The organism is Robertmurraya sp. (assembly GCF_036676585.1).
GTDB lineage: Bacteria > Bacillota > Bacilli > Bacillales > Cytobacillaceae > Robertmurraya_A.
The window spans coordinates 71644-96311 of record NZ_JAKFCQ010000164.1 but is presented as its reverse complement, the minus strand read 5'-3'; the positions used below and the strand labels follow the sequence as shown (position 1 = coordinate 96311).

General features: G+C 38.5%; 27 protein-coding genes. All 27 read left to right on the top strand.

What is annotated here, in order from left to right; all coding sequences use genetic code 11:
- Positions 1-17 precede the first annotated feature (17 nt).
- Positions 18-1016, top strand: coding sequence for a flagellar motor switch protein FliM (gene fliM, locus ACGLXV_RS20790; RefSeq protein WP_119707547.1), 999 nt, complete (start codon positions 18-20; stop codon positions 1014-1016).
- Positions 1006-2295 (top strand): flagellar motor switch phosphatase FliY, encoded by a 1290-nt coding sequence (gene fliY, locus ACGLXV_RS20785; protein ID WP_391560189.1) that lies wholly within the window; start codon positions 1006-1008, stop codon positions 2293-2295. The genes fliM and fliY overlap by 11 nt, the downstream gene beginning before the upstream one ends.
- A 21-nt stretch (positions 2296-2316) precedes the next feature.
- Positions 2317-2679 (top strand): chemotaxis protein CheY, encoded by a 363-nt coding sequence (gene cheY / locus ACGLXV_RS20780; protein WP_066053291.1) that lies wholly within the window; start codon positions 2317-2319, stop codon positions 2677-2679.
- A gap of 25 nt (positions 2680-2704) precedes the next feature.
- Positions 2705-3382 carry a flagellar biosynthetic protein FliO gene (locus ACGLXV_RS20775; protein WP_119707549.1) on the top strand — a complete coding sequence of 226 codons (678 nt, stop codon included), beginning with the start codon at positions 2705-2707 and terminating at the stop codon, positions 3380-3382.
- Complete coding sequence (fliP, locus tag ACGLXV_RS20770) at positions 3379-4044, top strand: flagellar type III secretion system pore protein FliP (RefSeq protein ID WP_119707550.1); 666 nt, start codon at positions 3379-3381, stop codon at positions 4042-4044. The genes ACGLXV_RS20775 and fliP overlap by 4 nt, the downstream gene beginning before the upstream one ends.
- Before the next feature lie 13 nt (positions 4045-4057).
- Positions 4058-4327, top strand: a complete 270-nt coding sequence (fliQ, locus tag ACGLXV_RS20765; protein WP_119707551.1) for a flagellar biosynthesis protein FliQ — start codon at positions 4058-4060, stop codon at positions 4325-4327.
- Between the two features lie 3 nt (positions 4328-4330).
- A complete protein-coding gene (gene fliR, locus ACGLXV_RS20760; RefSeq protein WP_391560161.1) occupies positions 4331-5107 on the top strand; it encodes a flagellar biosynthetic protein FliR in 777 nt (258 codons plus the stop codon).
- A gap of 1 nt (position 5108) precedes the next feature.
- Entirely contained in the window at positions 5109-6191 is a 1083-nt protein-coding gene (gene flhB, locus ACGLXV_RS20755) for a flagellar biosynthesis protein FlhB (protein ID WP_119707553.1), read from the top strand.
- Between the two features lie 33 nt (positions 6192-6224).
- Positions 6225-8261, top strand: coding sequence for a flagellar biosynthesis protein FlhA (flhA, locus tag ACGLXV_RS20750; protein ID WP_391560160.1), 2037 nt, complete (start codon positions 6225-6227; stop codon positions 8259-8261).
- Positions 8258-9472 carry a flagellar biosynthesis GTPase FlhF gene (gene flhF / locus ACGLXV_RS20745; protein WP_391560159.1) on the top strand — a complete coding sequence of 405 codons (1215 nt, stop codon included), beginning with the start codon at positions 8258-8260 and terminating at the stop codon, positions 9470-9472. The genes flhA and flhF overlap by 4 nt, the downstream gene beginning before the upstream one ends.
- A gap of 3 nt (positions 9473-9475) precedes the next feature.
- The gene (locus tag ACGLXV_RS20740) at positions 9476-10339 is read left to right on the top strand and encodes a MinD/ParA family protein (RefSeq protein ID WP_391560158.1); all 864 of its coding nucleotides are present in this window, start codon (positions 9476-9478) and stop codon (positions 10337-10339) included.
- A gap of 9 nt (positions 10340-10348) precedes the next feature.
- Positions 10349-11428, top strand: coding sequence for a protein-glutamate methylesterase/protein-glutamine glutaminase (locus tag ACGLXV_RS20735; RefSeq protein ID WP_391560157.1), 1080 nt, complete (start codon positions 10349-10351; stop codon positions 11426-11428).
- A gap of 19 nt (positions 11429-11447) precedes the next feature.
- Positions 11448-13493 (top strand): chemotaxis protein CheW, encoded by a 2046-nt coding sequence (locus ACGLXV_RS20730; RefSeq protein WP_391560156.1) that lies wholly within the window; start codon positions 11448-11450, stop codon positions 13491-13493.
- Positions 13494-13538: 45 nt separating this feature from the next.
- Entirely contained in the window at positions 13539-14009 is a 471-nt protein-coding gene (locus ACGLXV_RS20725; RefSeq protein WP_119707559.1) for a chemotaxis protein CheW, read from the top strand.
- Positions 14010-14013: 4 nt separating this feature from the next.
- Positions 14014-14655, top strand: a complete 642-nt coding sequence (locus tag ACGLXV_RS20720; RefSeq protein WP_119707560.1) for a chemotaxis protein CheC — start codon at positions 14014-14016, stop codon at positions 14653-14655.
- Positions 14648-15145 (top strand): chemotaxis protein CheD, encoded by a 498-nt coding sequence (locus ACGLXV_RS20715; RefSeq protein ID WP_391560155.1) that lies wholly within the window; start codon positions 14648-14650, stop codon positions 15143-15145. The genes ACGLXV_RS20720 and ACGLXV_RS20715 overlap by 8 nt, the downstream gene beginning before the upstream one ends.
- A 157-nt stretch (positions 15146-15302) precedes the next feature.
- The gene (locus ACGLXV_RS20710; protein WP_251515684.1) at positions 15303-16064 is read left to right on the top strand and encodes a FliA/WhiG family RNA polymerase sigma factor; all 762 of its coding nucleotides are present in this window, start codon (positions 15303-15305) and stop codon (positions 16062-16064) included.
- A 51-nt stretch (positions 16065-16115) separates the two neighbouring features.
- Positions 16116-16424 (top strand): hypothetical protein, encoded by a 309-nt coding sequence (locus ACGLXV_RS20705; protein WP_391560154.1) that lies wholly within the window; start codon positions 16116-16118, stop codon positions 16422-16424.
- 9 nt (positions 16425-16433) lie between these two features.
- Complete coding sequence (locus ACGLXV_RS20700) at positions 16434-17051, top strand: hypothetical protein (protein ID WP_391560153.1); 618 nt, start codon at positions 16434-16436, stop codon at positions 17049-17051.
- 146 nt (positions 17052-17197) lie between these two features.
- The gene (gene rpsB, locus ACGLXV_RS20695) at positions 17198-17896 is read left to right on the top strand and encodes a 30S ribosomal protein S2 (RefSeq protein WP_119707565.1); all 699 of its coding nucleotides are present in this window, start codon (positions 17198-17200) and stop codon (positions 17894-17896) included.
- 150 nt (positions 17897-18046) lie between these two features.
- Positions 18047-18931, top strand: a complete 885-nt coding sequence (gene tsf, locus ACGLXV_RS20690; RefSeq protein ID WP_391560152.1) for a translation elongation factor Ts — start codon at positions 18047-18049, stop codon at positions 18929-18931.
- 93 nt (positions 18932-19024) lie between these two features.
- Complete coding sequence (pyrH, locus tag ACGLXV_RS20685) at positions 19025-19750, top strand: UMP kinase (protein WP_119707567.1); 726 nt, start codon at positions 19025-19027, stop codon at positions 19748-19750.
- A complete protein-coding gene (frr, locus tag ACGLXV_RS20680) occupies positions 19750-20307 on the top strand; it encodes a ribosome recycling factor (protein WP_119707568.1) in 558 nt (185 codons plus the stop codon). The genes pyrH and frr overlap by 1 nt, the downstream gene beginning before the upstream one ends.
- 279 nt (positions 20308-20586) lie before the next feature.
- Positions 20587-21360, top strand: a complete 774-nt coding sequence (locus ACGLXV_RS20675; RefSeq protein WP_391560151.1) for an undecaprenyl pyrophosphate synthase — start codon at positions 20587-20589, stop codon at positions 21358-21360.
- A gap of 21 nt (positions 21361-21381) precedes the next feature.
- On the top strand, positions 21382-22173 hold the full coding sequence (locus ACGLXV_RS20670; protein WP_391560150.1) for a phosphatidate cytidylyltransferase: 792 nt from the start codon (positions 21382-21384) through the stop codon (positions 22171-22173).
- 55 nt (positions 22174-22228) lie between these two features.
- Entirely contained in the window at positions 22229-23371 is a 1143-nt protein-coding gene (dxr, locus tag ACGLXV_RS20665; RefSeq protein WP_391560149.1) for a 1-deoxy-D-xylulose-5-phosphate reductoisomerase, read from the top strand.
- A gap of 18 nt (positions 23372-23389) precedes the next feature.
- On the top strand, positions 23390-24649 hold the full coding sequence (gene rseP / locus ACGLXV_RS20660; RefSeq protein WP_391560148.1) for an RIP metalloprotease RseP: 1260 nt from the start codon (positions 23390-23392) through the stop codon (positions 24647-24649).
- The last annotated feature ends 19 nt before the right edge of the window (positions 24650-24668 follow it).

Here is a 24668-nt window from a genome sequence, read left to right as displayed (position 1 = left end):
AACGGAGGTGAGGAAATTTGTCAGGTGAAGTACTCTCACAGAGTGAAATAGATGCTCTCCTATCGGCACTTTCAACAGGGGAAATGGATGCGGATGAGTTAAAAAAGGAGCAATCCGAGAAGAAAGTTCGTGTGTATGACTTTAAAAGAGCACTAAGATTTTCGAAAGATCAAATCCGTAGTTTAACGAGAATACACGAAAATTTTGCTCGTTTGTTAACCACGTACTTCTCTGCTCAATTACGTACGTATGTGCAAATATCTGTTGCATCAGCAGACCAAATTCCTTATGAGGAATTTATTCGCTCCATTCCGAAAATGACAATCTTAAACGTTTTCGAGGTTCCGCCACTTGAAGGAAGAATCCTAATGGAAGTGAATCCAAATATTGCTTATGCCATGCTAGACCGCCTAATGGGTGGAAGAGGGTCCAGTATCAATAAAGTAGAGAATTTAACAGAAATCGAAACAAAGATCATGTCCAATACGTTTGAAAAATCCTTTGAAAACTTACAGGAAGCGTGGTCAACGATTTCAGAAATTGATCCTTATTTAGCTGCGTTTGAGGTGAATCCTCAATTTCTGCAAATGGTATCTCCAAATGAGACGGTTGTCGTAATCTCACTTAATACCGTGATTGGGGAAACAACTGGAATGATCAATATTTGTATTCCTCATGTTGTGTTAGAACCAATCATTCCAAAGCTTTCTGTCCACTATTGGATGCAAACAGAAAAGAAGGAAAGAGAGCCACAGGAGATTGCTCAATTAGAAAAAAGAATTCAAACAGCTACCGTGCCTATTTCAGCAGAGCTTGGACATTCGGAAATTTCCATCCAAGATTTCCTTATGCTAGATATAGGTGATGTGATTGAGTTGAATCAGGCAATTGATGGAGCATTAACGATAAAAGTTGGAGATATACCTAAATTCTTAGCTCAACCAGGAAAAGTAAATAAAAAGCTTGCAGTGCAAGTATTAGACACATTGAAGGGAGGAGACGATGATGGTGAGTGATGGCATGCTTTCACAAGATGAAATAGATGCTCTTCTAAGAGGAACAGATGAACCTGATAATGATATGGCTACGGAAGAAGAAGCCATTAATGTGGAAGATTATCTTTCTTCGATGGAACAAGATGCTCTTGGGGAAATTGGTAATATTTCGTTTGGTAGTTCAGCAACAGCACTATCAACTCTTCTAAATCAAAAAGTAGATATTACAACACCTACTGTAGTTGTCATACCAAAGAGTAGACTAGCAGAGGAATTCCCACAACCATATGTTGCGATACAAGTGAGTTATACAGAAGGATTTTCAGGAACTAATCTTTTAGTTATTCAACAGTCCGATGCAGCGATAATAGCTGATTTAATGTTAGGTGGGGATGGGATACAACCAGCCGATCTAATGGGAGAAATTCAATTAAGTGCAGTGCAAGAAGCGATGAATCAAATGATGGGATCTTCAGCCACATCGATGTCGACCATTTTTAGTAAAAAGGTAGATATTTCACCGCCTTCAATTGACATATTAAATGTACTTGAAGGGGAAGGGACAGACAGACTTCCAGTCGATGATATGTTAGTAAAGATATCTTTCCGACTAAAAGTGGGAGATTTAATCGACTCAAGTATCATGCAATTGGTACCATTAGAATTTGCAAAAGGACTAGTGGAAGAATTGTTAAATCCGAGTCCCACAAATGAAATGGAATCAGGTAAAATAGAGGATACGAATGCTAATAGGGCTAATGACCTAGTGGAACCTACACCAATTCCTAATGCATCACATCAACCTCCAATGCAAGGAGGGTATGGTGGGCAAATGCAACCACCTACACAAGCTCATCCGAACCAAGAGCAATGGGCCCAAGTACCACCACCAGGCTATTACCAAGCGCCACCAAGTCAGGCGTATCCACAAGGACCACAGCATTTTGGGTCACCATATGCTTCAATCGGGGCACAGCCAAATGTTCAGCCAGCAAGTTTTTCAAGTTTTGAGCAATATCCACCACTTCAGCAATCAGAGTCTAAAAACCTTGATATGCTGTTAGATATTCCTCTTCAGGTAACAGTTGAGCTTGGTCGTACAAGACGGTCAGTTAAAGAAATTCTTGAGTTATCTTCAGGTTCAATTATTGAATTGGACAAACTAGCAGGAGAACCAGTGGATATTCTTGTAAATAATCGCCTAATTGCAAAAGGTGAGGTTGTTGTCATTGATGAAAACTTTGGTGTTCGCGTAACAGACATCATTAGTCAGAGTGATCGAATAAAAAAATTAAGATAATCTTTTGGGGGTAAAATTTTTATGGCACATAAAATTCTTATTGTTGACGATGCTGCATTTATGCGAATGATGATAAAGGACATACTATCGAAGAATGGATATGAAGTTGTTGGAGAAGCGGCTGACGGAGCTCAAGCAGTTGAAAAATACAAAGAGACAAGCCCAGACCTAGTGACAATGGATATCACGATGCCAGAAATGGATGGAATTACTGCATTAAAGGAAATTAAAAAAATTAATCCAAATGCAAAGGTCATTATGTGTTCTGCTATGGGTCAGCAAGCAATGGTTATTGATGCAATCCAAGCGGGAGCAAAGGACTTTATCGTAAAACCTTTCCAAGCGGATCGTGTAATTGAAGCTATCTCAAAGACACTTGGTTAATAATTAAAATTAGAGGTGCAGCGCATTGCAAAAAGGAAAGTTATTCTTCAAAGTGTTGCTTCTAGTACTTATTGCTTTGCTGGGCTCCAATCAAGGAGCCTTCGCAGAGCAATTTAACAGTATTAAGGACTGCTTAGAGGACGAAAGCAAATGTAGTGAAGATCAATTGAAAGAAGTAGAAAATAATGAGGAAACTACGACTGATAATAATGAAAATACACCAACTGTTGGTTTGACCTTCTGGGACTTCTTAAAAATGATTTTTGCAACAATATTTGTCATTGCATTATTGTATGCAATATTAAAATTTATCAATAAAAGAAGTCGTTCCTTCTCAAGTAATCAACTTGTGGAGAATTTAGGTGGAACAGCGCTAGGAACCAATCGTTCCATTCAAATTGTGAAAATAGGCAATCGTGTGTTAGTGGTAGGAGTAGGCGAGGATGTAAAGCTTCTAAAAGAGATCGATGATGAGGAAGAAGCACGTCAAATCATTGAAGACTATAACAATCGTATGGACCAGCTTGTTCAACCAAGCGATATTGTGACAAAGTTAATTGAAAGAACGCGAAATATAAAACAAGGTACTAGTAGGGAAGAAACGTCATTTTCCTCTACGTTAAAAGCTCAGCTTGAGGAACTCTCTAAAGGGAGGAAAAAGCTTTTTGATGAAATGGAAAAGAAAGGGTCAGACAAGCGATGAATGAATTTATGGAGTTTTTTAACGGCAGCGATCCTGAAAATGTGTCTACCTCAGTTAGGCTACTGTTAATGCTTACCGTTCTTTCCTTGGCACCTAGTATTTTGGTTCTGATGACTTCCTTTGTCCGAATTGTAATCGTTCTTTCCTTTGTCAGAACGGCGCTTGCTACGCAACAAATGCCACCGAATCAGGTGTTAATTGGATTAGCTTTATTTTTAAGCTTTTTTATCATGGCGCCAACCTTTCAAGAAGTCAATGATCAAGCGTTAACACCTTTATTTAATGAAGAAATCAATCTTGAAGAAGCTTATTCAAGAGCTTCCTTGCCACTAAAAGAGTTCATGAGTGCACATACGAGGCAAAAGGATTTGGCTCTTTTTCTCGAATATTCAAAGGCTGAGCGACCAGAAACGGTGGCTGATATTCCTTTAACCACTCTTGTACCAGCGTTTGCAATCAGTGAGATAAAGACAGCGTTTCAAATAGGTTTTATGATTTTTATTCCATTTCTAGTAATTGATATGGTCGTTGCAAGTGTCTTAATGTCAATGGGTATGATGATGCTTCCACCGGTTATGATTTCTTTGCCATTTAAAATATTGCTATTTGTTTTAGTAGACGGTTGGTACTTAGTGGTTAAATCACTACTAGATAGCTTCTAAGAAGGTGATTGGATTGACTCCAGATAGTGTAATTACCATTGCTGAACAGGGGATTTGGATGGTCATAATGATTTGTGGTCCCTTGCTTGCATTGGCTTTAATAGTAGGGTTAATTGTAAGTATATTCCAAGCGACGACGCAAATTCAGGAACAAACCCTTGCTTTCGTTCCAAAAATTGTTGCAGTTTTGCTAGGATTAGTATTTTTTGGACCTTGGATGCTAAGTCATATGCTATCCTATGCAAACGAAATCTTTACTAATTTAACAAGGTATGTGGGATAACCTATGGTAGACTTTCTTCCAACGTTCCCGGCATTTTTATTAGTGTTTGTAAGAGTTACATCTTTTTTCTTATTAATGCCATTATTTTCTTATCGTTCGATTCCGACTACTCATAAGGTCGGTCTTGGGTTTTTCTTGTCATGGATTATGATTTTTACATTTGATGCACCGGTTTTAGAAATAAACGGTGCTTACTTTTTATTGATTATAAAAGAAGCAATGATTGGTATTATGTTAGGTTTTATTGCTTATGTCATTATGGCGGCCATCCAAATAGCAGGCGGCTTTATTGATTTCCAGATGGGGTTGGCGATTGCAAATGTTATTGACCCTCAGACGGGCACGCAGAGTCCATTAATGGGGCAATATTTATATACGATATCATTGTTCTTTTTATTGGCATTAAATGGACATCATCTTTTACTTGATGGAATTTATTTTAGTTATCAATTTATTCCATTGGAGCAAGCTTGGATTCCATTAGGAGATGCAAGCATACCTAATTACATACTTTCATCCATTTCAAAAATGTTTGGTGTTGCCCTCCAATTATCTTTACCGGTTGTTGGAAGCCTCTTTTTGGTCGATGTTGCCCTCGGAATTGTAGCAAGGACAGTACCACAGCTAAATATTTTTGTAGTGGGTCTTCCCTTAAAATTAGGTGTTGGTTTTATTGTTCTTATTGCTGTAATGAGTATATTAATGGGTGCTGTTGCAACACTATTTGAAACAATGTTAACAACGATGAGAGGGTTAATGGAATTGATTGGGGGTCTGTAGCTTGAAAACCCTTCGTTTAGATTTACAGTTCTTTTCAGGGGAAAAAACAGAAAAAGCTACCCCAAAGAAACGGCAGGAGTCTCGGAAGAAAGGTCAGGTTGCTAAAAGTCAGGATGTGAACACAGCCGTCGTCTTACTTGCTGTTTTCTTGTTCCTTTTCTTTGCAGGTGGATATATAAAGGATATCATTTTTCGATTATTTCAACATTCGTTCCAAGAATATATGAAGCTAGAGATAACCGAAAGCAATATTCAAATGATGTTTCTCGAAATTCTTAGTGAAATGGTTCTTATTTTAGCACCAATTATGGCAGTAGCTATGGTGGCTGGTGTCGCATCGAATTTTGCTCAGTTCGGATTTCTTTTCTCGACAGAAGCGATTCAGCCTAAGCTTGAGAAGCTTGATCCGATAAAGGGAGCAAAGAATATCTTTTCGATGCGTGCGATTGTAGAGCTACTAAAGTCTATGTTGAAAATTAGTTTTGTCGGTGGAGTCACCTTTGCTGTACTTTGGAATCGGAAAGAAGACATCTTAATACTGTCACAAAAATCCATAGGCGCTTCTATGGTTACGTTAGCAGGTTTAACCGTACAAATGGGACTAATTGCTTCTGCTGCCCTTTTATTTCTCTCCATACTTGATTATATGTATCAAAAATACGACTTTGAAAAAAAGATTCGAATGTCTAAACAAGATATAAAAGATGAGTATAAGAACATCGAAGGGAATCCCGAAATAAAAGGGAAAATTAAGCAAAAACAACGTGAAATGGCGATGCGAAGAATGATGCAGGATGTTCCAACTGCGGACGTTGTTATTACGAATCCAACTCATTATGCTATTTGCTTAAAATATGATGAAACAAAGCAGGATGCTCCATTTGTAGTAGCCAAGGGAGTAGATTTTATGGCTCAAAAAATTAAGATGATCGCTAAAGAGCATGATGTCGTTATGATGGAAAACCGCCCATTAGCAAGGGCATTGTACAGTCAAGCTGAGATTGGAGAAGCAATTCCAGAGGAGTTTTTTAAGGCAGTTGCAGAAATTCTAGCATTTGTTTATAAAACAAAGCAAAAGATATAAAGATATTATTGTATTACTTGAGGAGAGATAGTGATGTCAGGACGAGATTTATCGGTAGTGGTAGGCGTATTATTAATTGTCGCGATGCTCATTATCCCTTTCCCAACATGGCTATTAAGCATACTAATTATGCTGAATATTTCATTGGCTCTTATTGTGCTGTTAAATAGTATGAATATGAAGGAACCTCTACAATTTTCTGTTTTCCCATCCTTGTTATTACTGTTAACTCTTTATAGATTGGGGCTTAACGTATCAACAACAAGGGCAATCCTTACACATGGGGAAGCAGGTGGAGTGGTTGAAACCTTTGGGTCTTTCGTAGTTGGTGGAAATGTAATTGTTGGGATTGTTGTGTTTATTATTCTTGTTATTATTCAATTCATTGTTATTACAAAAGGGTCAGAGCGTGTATCTGAGGTTGCGGCAAGATTCACACTTGATGCTATGCCTGGTAAGCAAATGAGTATAGATGCAGACTTAAATGCAGGAATGATATCTGAACATGAGGCAAAAGATCGTCGTGAAAAAGTTAGTAGGGAAGCAGATTTTTATGGAGCGATGGACGGAGCAAGTAAGTTTGTTAAGGGAGATGCCATTGCAGGGATCATTATTGTAATGATCAACTTGATTTTCGGAATTGTTGTTGGTGTGACTCAACTTGGTTTACCAATAGCTGATGCTGCAAAACAATTCTCTTTACTTACTGTAGGAGATGGAATTGTTAGTCAGCTGCCCGCATTATTAATATCAACTGCGACAGGTATTGTTGTGACAAGAGCTGCGTCAGATGGGAATTTAGGAACAGATATTACGGGTCAGTTAATGGCCTATCCAAAAATGCTATATATTACCGGTGGAACAATCTTTATACTTGGTCTATTTACGCCGATAGAAGATATATTAACCATTCCAATCGCAGGACTTTTAATATTTGGTGGGTATATGTTCTCTAGAGTTCCTAAGCAGGACATCACAGAGATTCAAGAAATGGAAGAAGAAATACAGACAGATGAAATGAAAAAGCCAGAAAGTGTGGTAAGTCTACTTAATGTAGATCCAATTGAATTTGAATTTGGTTATGGGCTTATTCCTTTAGCTGATTCGAATCAGGGCGGAGATTTACTCGATCGAATTGTCATGATTCGCAGACAGCTGGCAATTGAACTTGGTCTGGTGATACCAGTTGTGCGAATCCGTGACAATATTCAGCTTCAACCAAATGAGTATCGATTAAAGATTAAGGGGAGCGAAATGGCAAGAGGTGAGCTGTTATTGGATCATTACTTAGCGATGAGCCCTGGCATTGATGACGATAGTATCGAGGGAATTGATACGGTAGAGCCTTCGTTTGGCTTACCAGCTAAATGGATTACTGAGGAAGTAAAAGAGCAAGCGGAAATTTTCGGATATACAGTCGTCGATCCCCCTTCAGTTGTATCTACCCATATTACTGAGGTAATAAAAAACAACGCACATGAGTTACTGGGTCGCCAGGAAACGAAGCAGTTAATCGATCATTTAAAAGAAAGCTATCCGATATTAGTAGAAGAGGTTACACCTAATCCTTTAACAGTAGGTGAAATCCAAAAAGTACTTGGAAAGCTTCTTCGTGAAAATGTATCTGTCAGAAACTTACCAATTATATTTGAAACACTTGCCGACTTTGGAAAGGTAACTACCGATACCGATTTGCTAACTGAATACGTTCGACAAGCATTAGCGCGACAAATTACCAATCAATACCGTGCCGGTGGTCAAACGATTCGAGTGGTGACTGTTTCGGGGAAAATTGAAAAGCTAATTGTCGATAACATTCAACAAACAGAGCATGGGAATTACTTAGCACTTGATCCTTCTGTATCACAATCTATTTTAGAATCACTGGCTACTCAGGTAGAACAGTTATCTATTATGGAACAATCGCCAATTGTGCTATGTTCACCAGCTGTAAGAATGTACGTTAGACAGTTAACAGAGCGATATTTTCCACAGATACCGATTCTCTCATACAATGAGCTTGAAGCGAATGTAGAAGTACAAAGCGTTGGGGTGGTGAATATAGATTGAAGGTAAAAAAATATACAGCTCCGACTATGCCTGAAGCTATGAAGCAGATTCGAGCGGAGCTTGGAAACGATGCAGTTATTTTAAATTCTAAGATTGTCACAACCGGGGGATTCTTAGGTTTTTTTAAAAAGGAAAATATTGAAGTCATTGCGGCCATTGATGAAGTGATTCAAGCCGAAAGAAAAATGCAATTTGAACAGCCGAAGGTAAAGGTAAAGCCTATTGTAAAGCCGATGCCTACAATAGTAGATAGAGAAGTGATTCCATTACCGATCAGGAATGCAGAACCCTCTATCACTAAGCCCTTACCGAAACAACCGATTAGCGAAGGGGATATAAAGGTTGACGAAGACATGCTTGCAGAAATTGCAGGTTTAAAGAAGATGCTACAAACAATCACGGAGCAGCAACCAGATCTCCCTCTTCCAGAACCTATACAAAAGTGTGGGCAGCTGTTGCTTGATCAGGAAGTTCCAAAACACATAAGAGATGAACTCATTTCTTCCCTTTTACAAAAATGGTATTCAAATGGTTCGGGGGCAAACGAAAGAGAAGTAAATAAGTGGTTGCGCCAAGAATTATATGATCGGTTAAGTACTCTCTCATTTGGTGGGATTACCTTTACGAAAAAATATATAAACCTTGTCGGACCAACAGGTGTTGGAAAGACGACAACGTTAGCCAAAATTGCTGCTGAGTGTGCTCTTAAGTATAAAAAAAGGGTAGCGTTAATCACTACCGATACGTATCGAATTGCAGCCATTGACCAGTTAAAAACATATGCGAAAATTTTAAATGTCCCATTAGAAGTTTGCTACAGTCTGGAAGATTACAAGCAAGCGTGTGAAGCATTTAAGGACTACGATATTGTATTGATTGATACTGCAGGCAGAAACTTTCGGAATCAACAATATGTTGAGGACTTAAAAAAGGTTGTTGATTTTGAACATGACATGGAAACATTTCTTGTGTTAGCTTTAACAGCCAAACAAAAAGACATGATTGATATTTACAAACAATTTTCGTTAATAAAAATTAATAAATTTATTTTTACAAAAGCTGATGAAACATCTACATATGGTGCCATGCTCCATATGATGAAAACCAGTCATATCGGTGTGGCCTACATTACAAACGGACAAAATGTACCAGATGATATGATTTCAGCTAATCGTGAGCAAGTAACGAATTTGATACTTGGGGTCGAATAAGCCATGAAAGATCAAGCAGAAATGTTAAGACAAAGAATTCAACAAATGAGTGGAAAGCCATCTCCAAAATCCCTAGCAGTCGTGAGTGGAAAGGGTGGAGTTGGGAAATCAAATTTCTCATTAAACTTTTCCATTTCTTTAGCGAGTCGAGGATACAAGGTCCTCCTTTTTGATATGGATGTTGGTATGGGGAATATAGATATTTTGATTGGCCAGTCTGCATCTTACTCGATCGTGGACTATTTTGAAGGACGTAAAACACTGTCCGAAATTGTTTCTACTGGTCCGCATGGATTACATTATGTTGCGGGGGGAACAGGTTTAACTCATTTTGTTAATATGGACAAGCCGGTTCACATGAAGTTTACAGAGGATTTGTCGAATCTTCTTTCAGATTATGAATACATCCTTTTTGATATGGGGGCAGGTGCCACAAAAGAAACGGTGCCTTTTATCCTCGCAGTTGATGAAGTTCTAGTGGTTACAACACCAGAACCAACGTCAATTACAGATGCATATGCGATGATGAAGCATATTCATTTGCATGATTCGAGTCTGCCATTTTTGCTTATCGTTAATAGAGTACATTCTGAAAATGAAGGAATGGAAACATTTAAACGATTACGAACCGTAGTCAATCGATTTTTAAACCGTGAAATCATCGAGTTTGGTATGATACCGGATGATCGGCAGGTCCATCAAGCGGTAACGAAACAAACGCCATTTATTTTTAACGAGAAAGCACCAGCTGCTAAAGCGTTACAACAAATGACGAGTCGTTTTGAGGCAAGACAATTTGAATCAATTTCTGATAAGCCTAAGACGCATTTTGTTTCAAAATTAAAGAGATTTTTGTTTGAAAGGTAGTGCTTGTTTATGAGCAAAATTAAAGTGCTTATTGTGGATGATTCGGCATTTATGAGAAAGCTCATTCAAGACTTTTTAACCGAGGATCCAAGAATGACTGTTGTTGGCTCAGCAAGAAATGGTGAAGACGCAATAAAAAAAGTAATAGAACTTGAGCCAGATGTAGTAACATTGGATGTTGAAATGCCGATATTAAATGGGATTGAGGCATTAAAACGAATCATGACTGAGAAACCAACTCCAGTCGTCATGCTCTCGAGTACAACTAAACAGGGAGCCGAAAACACGATACTAGCGATTCAATATGGAGCAACTGATTTTATTACAAAGCCATCAGGTGCGATATCTCTAGACTTGCATAAAGTGAAGGAAGAGTTGGTAGAAAAGGTAGTTTCTGCAAGTAAAGCCAATATAAAGCAACTTGTGAAGCGGGATAGTCAGGAAAAAAACACTGTAAAAAAGCATATTGATTATAGTAAAATGGAACCAAGTAAAAAGAATCAATTCAATGCTATATCAGGAAAAAAACTAGTGTGTATAGGTACATCTACGGGTGGACCACGTGCGCTACAACAAGTGATAACAAAGCTACCGAAGACGATTGATGCCCCTGTTTTAGTAGTGCAGCATATGCCAGCAGGATTTACGAAAAGTCTGGCTGTAAGATTAGACTCACTCTCAGAGGTCCATGTCAAAGAAGCTGAAGAAGGGGACATTATCCAAAAAGGAACTGTTTATATTGCACCGGGTGGATTTCATATGAAACTCAAATGGGTTGGAGCAAACTTAGCGATCCAATTAGATCAGTCCCCACCAAGAAATGGCCATCGTCCCGCTGTGGATGTGATGTTTGAGTCCTGTAGTGAGCTATCTACCTATGCAAAGATTTCTGTTATCATGACTGGAATGGGATCAGATGGTACAAAAGGACTAATCAAGCTAAAAGAGTCGGGGAATGTAGTTGCTATCGCAGAATCAGAGGAAACATCCATCGTTTTTGGAATGCCGAAAGCAGCTATTGCAACAAAGCTAGTAGATGAAGTCAAAAACGTTGATAATATTGCAGAAACAATAATGAAATACGTATAACTCCAAGGAGCTGTTGGGCATGGAAATGAGCCAATATTTAGAGGTTTTTATCGAGGAAAGTAAAGAGCATCTTCAGAACTGTAATGAACGATTACTTGATCTTGAGAAAAATCCAAGTGATCTTAGCATTGTTAATGATATTTTTCGCTCAGCACACACGTTAAAAGGAATGTCAGCAACGATGGGTTACGAAGACTTAGCTAGTCTAACTCATCAAATGGAAAACGTTTTGGACGCCATTCGAAACCAAAAAATTTCTGTTACACCTGAGACTCTTGATGTTGTGTTTGAAGCTACAGATGATTTAGAGGCAATGGTGTTTTCGATTGCTGATGGAGGCGACGGAAAACGGGATGTTGCTATCGTAGTGGAAAAGCTTAAGTTGATTGAAAAGGGAGAAAGTCCTGCAGTGTCTCAAGGGGCAAAGGAGGTAGCTGCAACATTAGCTCCAGATGCTCCTCGTGCATTAAAAGGTGAATACGATGAGTTTGAGTATACGGTACTACAACAATCAATCGAACAAGGGTTCCAAACGTATGAAATTACGATTGCACTGAGAGAAGACTGCTTGTTGAAAGCTGCAAGAGTTTTCATGGTATTTGAAGTGATTGAGAAACTAGGAGAAGTAATTAAATCTACTCCTTCGGTTGACCAGCTAGAAGAGGAACAATTTGATCAAGAGTTCACGGTAACGATTGTATCAAAAGAACCAATGTCTGATATTCAAAGCAAGGTGATGAAAGTATCCGAGGTTGATAGAGTAGACATTCACTCTCTATCCATGGAACAACTCCGTCCAACCGCGGAAACAATTTCTGAGCCAATCAAACAGGAAATAATCATTACAGAAGAAGTAAAAATAGAAGAACCTACTCAACAAGAGGAACAGAAAAAACAAACATCGGTGAAACAGGCTAGTAATAAAACAATTCGTGTAAATATTGAGAGACTAGATATTTTAATGAATTTGTTTGAAGAGCTTGTCATTGACCGAGGTAGATTAGAGCAAATATCTAGGGATCTAAATAATTCAGAGCTTCATGAAACCGTTGAGCGAATGAGCCGAATTTCTGGAGATCTTCAAAATATTATCTTAAATATGCGAATGGTACCAGTTGAGACGGTCTTTAACCGTTTCCCAAGAATGGTACGTCAATTAGCGCGGGATCTAGGGAAAAAGATTAATTTAGAAATTGTTGGTGCAGAAACGGAACTAGATCGTACCGTAATAGATGAAATAGGTGACCCGCTTGTTCACCTAATTCGGAATGCGTTAGACCATGGTGTGGAAACACCTGAGGTAAGAAAAGCGAAAGGCAAGAGTGAAGAGGGAACCGTTATCTTAAAGGCTTTCCACAGCGGAAACCATGTGTTTATTGAATTATCTGATGATGGTGCAGGAATTAACCGTGAAAGAGTATTAAATAAAGCATTAAAGAACGGTATTATTACAGAACAAACGGCTGCAACGTTAACAGACAAGCAAGTATATGAACTGATCTTTGCATCAGGTTTCTCAACAGCGGAAAAAATCTCCGATGTATCTGGAAGAGGCGTTGGTCTTGATGTTGTGAAAAACACAATTGAATCACTTGGTGGTACCGTGTCAATTGATTCGAAAGAAGGAGAAGGATCAGTATTCTCCGTTCAACTTCCTCTTACTCTTTCTATTATTTCTGTTATGTTAGTAGAAATTCAGAAGGAAAAATACGCAATCCCGCTTTCTTCAATTATTGAGACAGCAATTGTTAAAAAGGAAGATATTCTGAACGCACACAATCAAAAGGTAATTGATTTCAGAGGGAAAGTAGTCCCACTCTTATTCTTAAAGGATATATTTGAAGTTCCTGTTTTTGAAGAAGAGGATGAGTTTTTCTCCGTGATTATCGTAAGAAAAGGCGACAAGATGGCAGGGCTTGTAGTTGATTCCTTTATTGGACAGCAAGAAGTAGTGTTAAAGTCGCTAGGAAACTATTTAACAAATGTATTTGCTATTTCAGGAGCAACTATTCTTGGAGACGGACAAGTGGCACTCATTGTAGATTGCAATGCACTAATTAAATAACAACTTCTAGTGTGTCTAGCATGTTAGGAAAGAGGGGGAAGTCTCATGAGTGAGACATCAGTAGCAGATTTAAAGCTTATTATCTTCCAATTAAAAGGAAAAGAATATGCGATTCCAGTGAGCAAGGTTCGTTCCATTGAAAAGGTACAGCATATTACTAGAGTCCCTAGTAGCTCGCACTTTGTAAAGGGTGTTATTAATTTAAGAGGAGTTGTTACTCCTATTATAGATTTAAGAAGTCGCTTTGGAATCGAAGAGGAAGCCTATTCTGACAGTACAAGAGTTATTATTGTTACTTTAGAAGATATGGAGGTTGGCTTAATCGTAGATGCCGCCAATGACGTTCTAGATGTCCAAACAGAAGCCATTGAACCTCAGCCAGAAGTGGTCGGAACAGAAGAGACGAACTATATTAGTGGAGTAGTAAAGGTCGACAAGCGTTTAATGATCTTACTTGACCTTGAAATGGTCTTAAATCCAGAAGAAGTTAAAGCAACTCAAGGAATTGAAGGATAACCAAATGGGATTTATTAGTAATCTTTCTTCTATTCATTTGGACATATTAAAAGAAATCGGCAATATTGGTGCGGGCCACGCAGCAACTGCTCTTTCTAAACTTTTAAATAAAAAGATAGATATGCAGGTTCCCAATGTTAAAATTGTAACTTTTGATGAAATGATGGAGCTCTCGGGTGGAGCGGATCATGTGGTTGCTGCGGTGTTTCTCCGTATTGAAGGGGAAGCACCTGGCAGTATGTTTTTTGTCCTACCTCCTGAACAGGCAACTGTCTTCATTAAGCAGATGATTGGTGATGAAGAATTTACTTTTGATCAATTAGCAGAGAATGAAATTGCTACCTCTGCCTTGCAGGAGCTTGGAAATATCTTATCTGGTTCCTATTTGTCTTCATTATCCGATTTTACTGGCCTGGCTTTGTATCCATCCGTTCCTGCATTAAGCATTGATATGGTTGGCGCTATCATAAGCTTTGGATTGATTGAACTATCACAGGTAAGTGATTATGCAATAGTTATTGATACAGCGTTAAATGAGGATGATGTTGTAATAAGTGAAAGTGTACGAGGCCACTTCTTCCTGTTGCCTGACCCGGACTCCTTTCATATTATCTTTGAATCTTTAGGAGTTAGGGATAATGGATGAAAAAGTTGAGATTATTAAGGTTGGCATAGCGGATATGAATGTAGTATCTGCTCCTAACCGAATTAGAACATCTGGCCTTGGGTCATGCGTGGGAGTCGTCATTTATGATCAAATAAAAGAGATTGCAGGCCTTGTTCATATTATGCTCCCTGATTCATCCCTTTCTAAAGCCGGTACGATGAATCTTGCAAAGTATGCTGATACCGGGGTGAAGGAGCTTGTAAAAAAGCTCGTTCAAATAGGCGCAAGACCTTCTATGCTAAAAGCCAAAATTGCAGGTGGAGCGCAAATGTTTCAATTTAGCAATACAAGTGACATGATGAGAATAGGTCCAAGAAATGTAGAAGCGGTAAAAAGAGAGTTGGCTGAGTTAAAAATTGCTATCATGGCAGAGGATGTTGGAGGAAATAGTGGACGAACGATTGAGTTTTGTCCGAAGTCAAAAATCTTACACATTCGAACGGTTAACAAAGGCACTCAGGAATGGTAGAATGGAAAACAATGAACGATCAGCCTTTTATTGGAATGGCTGATTTTTTTTGCAACTAAAAAATCGATTATTGTTTGAAAGAAATTAGGACTGTTTATATTAAGAAAGTATTTAATTTAACGATTGATTTGAACAATGTCGTTTGGAGGAGGAAACCATGGGACAGGCACCTTCGATCGAGGAACAAAACATATGGGAAAAATGGACTTCCAAAAGAGACAGTGATGCAGGTGATTATTTAGTAAGAAAATATATGCCGCTTGTTAGCTATCATGTCCAAAGGATTTCCGTTGGTTTACCGAAGAATGTTTCACGAGATGATTTAAAGAGCTTAGGAATGATTGGTTTATATGATGCGCTTGAAAAATTTGATCCAACAAGGGACTTGAAATTTGATACATATGCGTCCTTTCGTATTCGAGGAGCCATCATTGATGGATTAAGAAAGGAAGATTGGCTCTCTAGGAATACAAGAGATAAAGCCAAACGAATTGAGCAAACCATTGAAAAATTAGAACAAAAACTAATGAGAAATGTGACTTCTAAAGAAATAGCAGAAGAGCTAAATATGAGCGAAGACGATGTTCACAATACGATGAACGAGCATTTTTTTGCTAATGTATTATCAATAGATGAGCAACCGGATGGTGAGGAAAAAGACGGAGCTGGTTTCTCGTTAAAGGATGAGCGCGCAGAAATACCAGAGGAAACAATAATTAAAAATGAGTTGATTTCAGAGCTATCATCTATGATTTCTCATTTAAATGATAAAGAACAGCTCGTATTAAGCTTGTTTTATCAGGAAGAGTTAACATTAACTGAAATTGGACAAGTGATGGATTTATCGACGTCAAGAATATCGCAAATACATTCCAAAGCTATATTTAAACTAAGACAAACATTACAAAAAATCGTTTAATAGACGTTATTTTCATCTGTACATAATTAGACAGGGAGATGGCAACCGGGTATGAGTCTAAAAGCAATAGAAATGCAAATTGCTCTTCCTAGGATGCAAGATGCTAGCAAGCTTCAAGAGCAAATGCAGCAGCGTGGTCAGCAACAAAATGATGTTGCTGCAAACAGCGTCGCAAAAGAAGTGAAAAAAAATAGAAACTCAGTTAATAAGCATGAACATAAGGAACAGGTTCGCCTAAAGGATCAACAACGTGATAAGAATGGGAACCAACAGGGGAAGAAAAATAGAAAAAATAAAGAGAGTCAGTCAGTGAAAGAAGTTCATCCATATAAAGGAAACTTTTTTGACTTTTCCGGATAGAGGGATGATATGACGAGTGTGTTTTTGTTTATCAGTATCGTATTAAATATAATTGCGCTGTTTTCCATTGTGATCTTATACCTTCGCCAGTCAAAGCTATTTGAAGTGGAGAAGAAGCAACAACGAATGATTGAGGAAATGGAAGATGTCATTTCAACATATTTGGCTGAAATGAAAGAAGAGAACGAAAGCTTTATTGAGAGAATGACAAAAGCAGCTACCAATCAGTCCAACAAGAAGGAAAATAGAAAGAAGAAAGAAGTTAGCATAGAAACAATACTTCCGAGTACAGAAGAAGAGAAGGTTTCGGTTCCAATTAAGAGTTTAAAGAGCCATGCTGCTAAAGCTTACAAGATAGGTGCTATTCAGCCATTAACAGACGAAGATGTTGAGGTACTTCTTCCAGACTTTAATGACGCAGAAGGCCCTACTGGGGACCTCAAAGTGGAAAAGGAAGTAGAGGAAACTGTACAAGAAGTTACTGAACCGAAAGAAAAGAGCTTGCTGGAGGAAGTGGTACATTTACAAAAGCAAGGCCTTTCATATGAAGAAATTGCTAAAAAGCTCCATAAAGGTCAGACAGAGATTGAACTTTTACTCAAATTTCGTCAAAATAATCAAGAATAAACTTGATTGTAAGATTTGATTATGCTATATTAACTTTTGGTGTTAATACACACGTTCATGGATTTGGACAAAGGGTGCTGTTTCGACAGTTTTGTCTAAAGTTGAAATGGGCGGAGGAAAATAAAAACCATTAGGAGGAAACAAACATGTCAGTAATTTCAATGAAGCAATTACTTGAAGCTGGTGTACACTTCGGACACCAAACTCGCCGCTGGAACCCTAAGATGAAGAAATATATCTTCACTGAGCGTAACGGCATCTACATCATCGATCTTCAAAAAACAGTTAAGAAGGTTGAAGAAGCTTATAACTGGGTAAAAGAACTAGCTGGAAACGGTGGAACAGTTCTTTTCGTTGGTACAAAGAAGCAAGCTCAAGACTCTGTAAAAGAAGAAGCAATCCGCTCAGGTCAGTACTATGTTAACCAACGTTGGTTAGGTGGTACTTTAACAAACTTCGAAACAATCCAAAAGCGTATTGCACGCCTTAAAGATATCGAAAGAATGGCTGAAGATGGTACATTTGATGTTCTTCCTAAGAAAGAAGTTGTTCAACTTAAGAAAGAGCAAGAGCGCTTAGAAAAGTTCTTAGGCGGAATTAAAGATATGAAGCAACTTCCTGATGCTTTATTCATTATCGACCCTCGTAAAGAGCGTATTGCAGTTGCTGAAGCACATAAATTAAACATCCCTATCGTTGGTATCGTTGATACAAACTGTGATCCAGACGAAATCGATGTTGTTATCCCTGCAAACGACGACGCTATTCGTGCTGTTAAGCTATTAACTGCTAAAATGGCAGATGCTATTTTAGAAGCGAAGCAAGGCGAAGAAGTTACAGCGTAATACGTTTTGACCTGAGGAAACACTAGTTACTAAAAGGTGATAAGAGGGACCCCCTTTATCACCTTTTTTTAAAGAATGAACTCGAATCTTGACTAGCTTTTTCATAGCTAGTTAACACTAAAATACATAGCTTTTAAGGAGGAAACTCACATGGCAGTAACGGCTCAAATGGTAAAAGAATTACGTGAAAGAACAGGCGCAGGTATGTTAGATTGCAAAAAAGCACTTCAAGCAACTGAAGGTGATATGGAAAAAGCAATCGACTTCTTACGTGAAAAAGGTATGGCTAGCGCTGCGAAAAAGGCAGACCGTGTAGCAGCTGAAGGAACTACTTATATCCTTACTCAAGGAAACGAAGCAGTTATTCTAGAAGTTAACTCTGAAACAGATTTCGTTGCTAAGAACGAAGGTTTCCAAGTACTAGTTAAGGAACTTGCTGAACACATTCTAACTAACAAGCCAGCTTCAGTTGAAGAAGTAAATGCACAAACAATGGCTAACGGTGCAACAGTTGAGTCTTACGTAAACGCAGCTATCGCAAAAATCGGTGAGAAAATCTCTCTTCGTCGTTTTGAAATCAAGTCTAAAGGCGACAACGATGCATTCGGTGCTTACCTACACATGGGTGGACGCATTGGTGTGTTAACAGTATTAGAAGGAACAGCTGACGACGCTGCTGCTAAGGATGTTTCTATGCACATTGCTGCACTAAACCCTAAGTATGTATCTCGTGACGAAGTTTCTGCTGAAGAAATTGAGCGTGAGCGTCAAGTTCTTACTACACAGGCACTTAACGAAGGTAAGCCAGAAAACATCGTAGCGAAAATGGTTGAAGGCCGCCTAAGCAAATACTTCCAAGACGTTTGTGTGAACGATCAAGCATTCGTTAAAGACCCAGATCAAAAAGTAAAAGCATTCGTAGAATCAAAAGGTGGAAAGATTCGCGAATTCGTACGTTACGAAGTAGGAGAAGGTATCGAAAAGCGTGTTGATAACTTCGCTGAAGAAGTAATGAACCAAGTAAAAGGGAATTAATTTTTAAAAATGTAATACATTCCTAGGGAACACACCTGTGTTCCCTATTTTTAAAGAAAGCTTAAAAGTAGCAATATACATATGGAGGTTTCTATGACCAGTCCGAAATATAAACGCGTCGTACTAAAACTAAGTGGTGAAGCACTTGCTGGTGAGCAAGGCTTCGGAATTAATCCGAAAGTGATTAAATCGGTTGCCGATCAAGTAAAGGAAATTGCGGATTTAGATGTTGAAGTTGCCGTTGTTGTTGGTGGCGGAAATATCTGGCGAGGTAAAATTGGTGAAGAGATGGGTATGGACCGTGCGAATGCAGACTATATGGGGATGCTAGCAACGGTCATGAATTCATTGGCCCTACAAGATAGTCTCGAACAATCAGGTGTGGAAACGCGTGTACAAACTTCTATTGAGATGCGACAAGTAGCGGAACCTTATATTCGCAGACGAGCAATTCGTCATCTTGAGAAGAAGCGAGTTGTTATTTTTGCAGCAGGTACTGGAAATCCTTATTTCTCAACCGACACAACAGCTGCATTACGTGCTGCGGAAATTGAAGCAGAAGTCATCTTAATGGCGAAGAATAATGTCGATGGAGTATATTCTGCTGACCCACGTATTGATAAAACAGCGAAGAAATATGATGAGCTTTCTTATTTAGATGTACTTAAGGAAGGATTAGCTGTCATGGATTCAACGGCTTCTTCTTTATGTATGGATAATGATATACCACTTCTTGTTTTCTCTATTATGGAGAAAGGAAATATCAAACGTGCCGTAATGGGCGAATCCATTGGGACTATTGTGAGGGGGAAAAAATAATGCCGAAACAAATCGTTGCAAATGCGAAAGAACGTATGAATAAAGCAATCGGAGCTTACACTCGTGAACTTGCTGGAATTCGTGCAGGACGTGCGAATGCATCTATGCTTGATCGAATTACGGTCGATTATTACGGAGCACCAACTCCAATTAACCAACTTGCAGGTGTTTCTGTACCAGAAGCGCGTATGCTTGTCATTCAACCGTATGATAAATCTATTTTAAGCGATATTGAAAAAGCAATCTTAAAATCAGATATCGGTATTACTCCTTCAAATGATGGAAGCATCATTCGCCTTGCGATTCCGCAGTTAACTGAAGAGCGTCGTAAGGAATTGGTGAAGGTGGTAAAGAAAGAATCTGAAGATGCAAAAGTTGCCGTCAGAAATATCCGTCGTGATGCGAATGACGACTTGAAAAAGCTTGAAAAGAATGGTGAAATTACTGAAGATGACCAACGTGGTTATTCTGATGACATTCAAAAATTAACGGACGAGTATATTACAAAGGTTGACCAGCTAACAAAAGACAAAGAGAAGGAAATTTTAGAGGTTTAATGAACAGAGAGAATACCCTCTATTTATAGGGGGTTTTTCTGTTCTAATGAATTTGATTTCTTTTCCAAGTAGTGCTTTAGTTTTTTAGAGATATCTCTTCTCTTTTTTGGTATGATAAAAGCAGGCAAAATTAGGTACCTGCTTTTTTCATTACGCTCTTTTCTAGCGGTACAGTGTACAATCATTAAAAAAATAAATACATTGTGACTAGAGAAGAAGCATTATTACAACTAAATGTAGTCTTTTAGCCACATGATTACATTTTGGAGGAGCCGTCTTATGTTAGAGAAAATAAAGCTTTGGAAGAATAAACCGTCTTCTGAACTCGGGAGTCGGATAACAACAATAAAAAATCAATCCGTACCAGCTCATATTGCTATTATTATGGATGGAAATGGACGTTGGGCGAAAAAACGGGCCTTGCCTAGAATCGCTGGTCATCATGAAGGGATGAAGGTTGTCCGTAAGATAACGAAGCTTGCAAACGAATTGGGAGTGTCCACGTTAACTTTATATGCCTTTTCAACAGAAAACTGGAAGCGACCGAAAATGGAAGTTGACTATTTGATGAAATTACCTGAGGAGTTTTTAGGAACCTTTCTCCCAGAATTGATAGAGGAAAATGTCCAAGTACGTATGATCGGATATAAGGAAAGTCTTCCCGCTCATACGCTAAATGCAATTAATCGAGCTATTGAAGATACGAAGGACAATGATGGGTTAGTGTTGAATTTTGCTCTTAACTATGGAAGCAGGGCAGAAATCTTAGAAGCAGTAAAGAACGTCTTAAAAGACCACAAAAGTGGTATACTGACAGAGAATAATATAAATGAAGAAGTATTTTCTAACTACTTAATGACGAGTGAGTTAAGTGATCCGGACTTACTCATTCGTACGAGTGGTGAAATACGGTTAAGTAACTTTATGCTCTGGCAACTAGCTTATACAGAATTTTGGTTTACAGACGTACTGTGGCCAGACTTCTCAGAAGAACACTTAGTCGAAGCAATCGAAGTATTCCAAAACCGTCAAAGGCGGTTTGGGGGAGTATAATAAAGGTGTTGACACAATAAGATGAAACAAAGAATTATCTCGGCAATTATATTTGGGGCCATATTTATCCCTTTAGTAATTTTGGGTAAATTACCCTTTGTTCTATTAGTGTATGTTTTAGCAACTGTTGCACTGTATGAACTGTTAAAAATGAGAAATATCCAATTAGCCTCTATTCCGGGGCTCATTTCAATGCTTGTGCTTTGGATCTTTTTAATACCGAAGCAGCTGCAAAATATTTTTGGCCCAATGCACTATACGAAGGTCGAATTTGCCCTTTTAGCGGTTTTGCTGCTGTTAACTTACACGGTTGTAACAAAAAACCGCTTTACTTTCGATGATGTTTCCTTTTCAATAATGGCAACCTTATATATAGGAATGGGATTTTTCTATTTTATTGAAATTAGAGAAACAGCAGGGCTGATGTTTATTTTTTATTCCTTATTTATCGTTTGGGCCACAGATTCTGGTGCGTATTTTATCGGGCGAGCGATGGGGAAAAGTAAGCTATGGCCTGACATAAGCCCAAATAAAACGGTTGAAGGATTTATCGGTGGTATCGTATGTGCGGTTATTGTAGCTATCTTTTTTGCCTTGTTCTCTCTTGAAACGGTATCCACAATAAGACTTCTTATTGTGACAGTTTTCTTATCTGTTTTTGGACAGGTTGGCGATCTTGTCGAATCCGCGCTGAAACGACATTATAATGTAAAAGATTCAGGCAATATCATGCCTGGACACGGTGGCATCCTAGATCGATTTGATAGCTTGCTGTTCGTTTGGCCGGTGTTATATTTTATTTTGCTACCGTAACATCATATCGGGGAATCTTTTAGAAGGTTCTCGCTTTTGAATCGGAGTTGGAAAAATGAAGTACATAAGTTTATTAGGTGCAACTGGTTCTATCGGAACACAAACTCTTGATATAATAAAAGAGCACCCTACAGAGTTCGGATTGGCAGCCATGTCAGTAGGTAGAAATATTGATTTAGCTAGAAAGCTGATAGCTGAATTTCATCCTGAATTAGTATGTCTGTTAAATAAAGAAGACGCTGAGAGTTTGAAGCTGGAATTTCCGAAAATAAGCTTTACCTATGGGCTCGAAGGGTTAAGTGAAGTAGCGGTATATAAGAAATCTACCATTTTGGTGAATGCAGTAATGGGTAGTGTGGGACTAGAACCTACATTGCATGCGATTGAAGCTGGTAAAGCGATTGCTTTAGCCAATAAAGAGACACTAGTCACAGCTGGTCATATCGTAATGAATGCTGTTCGTCGAAATCAAGTCCCATTATTGCCCGTAGATAGTGAGCATTCTGCTATTTTTCAGGCGCTCCAAGGAGAATTTGAAAAGAATATTGGGAAGTTAATTTTAACCGCATCGGGTGGCAGCTTCCGTGACCGAACTCGAAGTGAGTTGGAAAATGTAACGGTACAAGATGCGCTCAATCATCCAAATTGGTCCATGGGTGCAAAAATCACGATTGACTCTGCTACTATGATGAACAAAGGGTTAGAAGTTATTGAAGCACATTGGCTGTTTGATATTCCTTATGAAAAGATTGATGTTGTTTTACATAAGGAAAGTATTATTCACTCTATGATTGAGTTTCATGATAGTAGTGTCATGGCACAGCTAGGGACTCCAGATATGAGAGTACCGATCCAATATGCTTTAACATATCCAGATCGGTTACCATTAAAAACAGCGCAAACATTAAACTTAGCGAAAGTCGGTCAACTCCATTTTGCAGAAATGGACTTTGATAGATTTCGCTGCCTAAAATTTGCCTATGAAGCAGGAATTGCTGGAGGGACACTTCCGACCGTTCTTAATGCGGCAAATGAAATAGCGGTTGAGGCGTTTCTAAAAGGAAAGATCACCTTTTTGCAAATTGAAGATTTAATTGAAAATGCGTTAACGAAGCATCAATCAATAATGGAGCCAAGTTTAGCAGAAATTAAAGCGGTTGACGACGAGACACGCAAGTATGTGAATTCACTTCTATAAAAAAAGGGTGGTTATAATTTGAACACAGTCATAGCCTTTATCATTATTTTTGGGGCACTCGTATTTTTCCATGAATTAGGACATTTTATCTTTGCAAAACGAGCAGGTATTCTTTGTCGTGAATTTGCAATAGGAATGGGTCCGAAAGTCTTCTCATATAAAAAAGGAGAGACTCTCTATACGATTCGTTTATTGCCGATTGGCGGATATGTTCGCATGGCTGGAGAAGATCCCGAGATGGCTGAAATTAAACCAGGCTATCGTGTAGGACTAATACTGGACAAAAATGAAGTGATCGAGAAGATCATACTAAACAACAAAGAAAAGTATCCGGATGCTAGGATCATTGAAGTGGAATATGCCGATATTGAACAAAAATTACAAATAAAAGGCTATGAAGAGGGAGAAGAAGATGTTTTAAAAACCTTCTCTATTAGTCGAAATGCATATTTAGTGGAAAACGGTGCAGAAACACTGATCGCGCCATATGATCGTCAATTTGTTTCTAAAACTTTAGGTCAAAGAACAATGGCCATTTTCGCTGGACCGATGATGAATTTTGTATTAGCCTTTCTTATTTTTGTTATTATTGCTTTATGGCAAGGAGTACCGACAAATGAGCCCATCTTAGGTAAGTTAACTCCAGATGGAATGGCTATGCAATCCGGTTTACAAGAAGGGGACGAGGTTCAAAGTATCGATGGCGGTGAAATTTCTACTTGGGAAGATGTAGTAGAAATTATTCGCCAAAACCCTGAAAATGAATTAGAGTTTTTGGTTTCTAGAAACGGTGAGGAGCTTGAGATTCCAGTTACACCAAAAGCTCAAGACGTGGATGGTACAGAAATCGGAATCATTGGCGTATATAACCCAATGGAAAAATCTCCAGTAAAGTCTGTGACGTACGGATTTAAAGAAGTATACTATTGGACAGTTGAAATTTTCTCTATGCTTGGAAAATTAATCGTTGGGCAATTTTCAATTGATGCACTGTCTGGTCCAGTTGGTATTTATGAATCAACAGCCACCGTTGCTAAATCTGGAGTTATGTACCTGATGAAGTGGGCGGGAATTTTAAGTATTAATCTTGGTATTATGAACTTGCTTCCAATTCCTGCTTTAGACGGTGGAAGATTGATGTTCTTTGCAGTAGAAGCATTGAGAGGAAAGCCGATTGATCGTCAAAAAGAAGGCATGGTTCATTTCATTGGATTTGCTCTTTTGATGCTCCTAATGCTAGTAGTTACTTGGAATGATATACAAAGGATATTCCTTTAATCTGACATGAGGCTGTCCC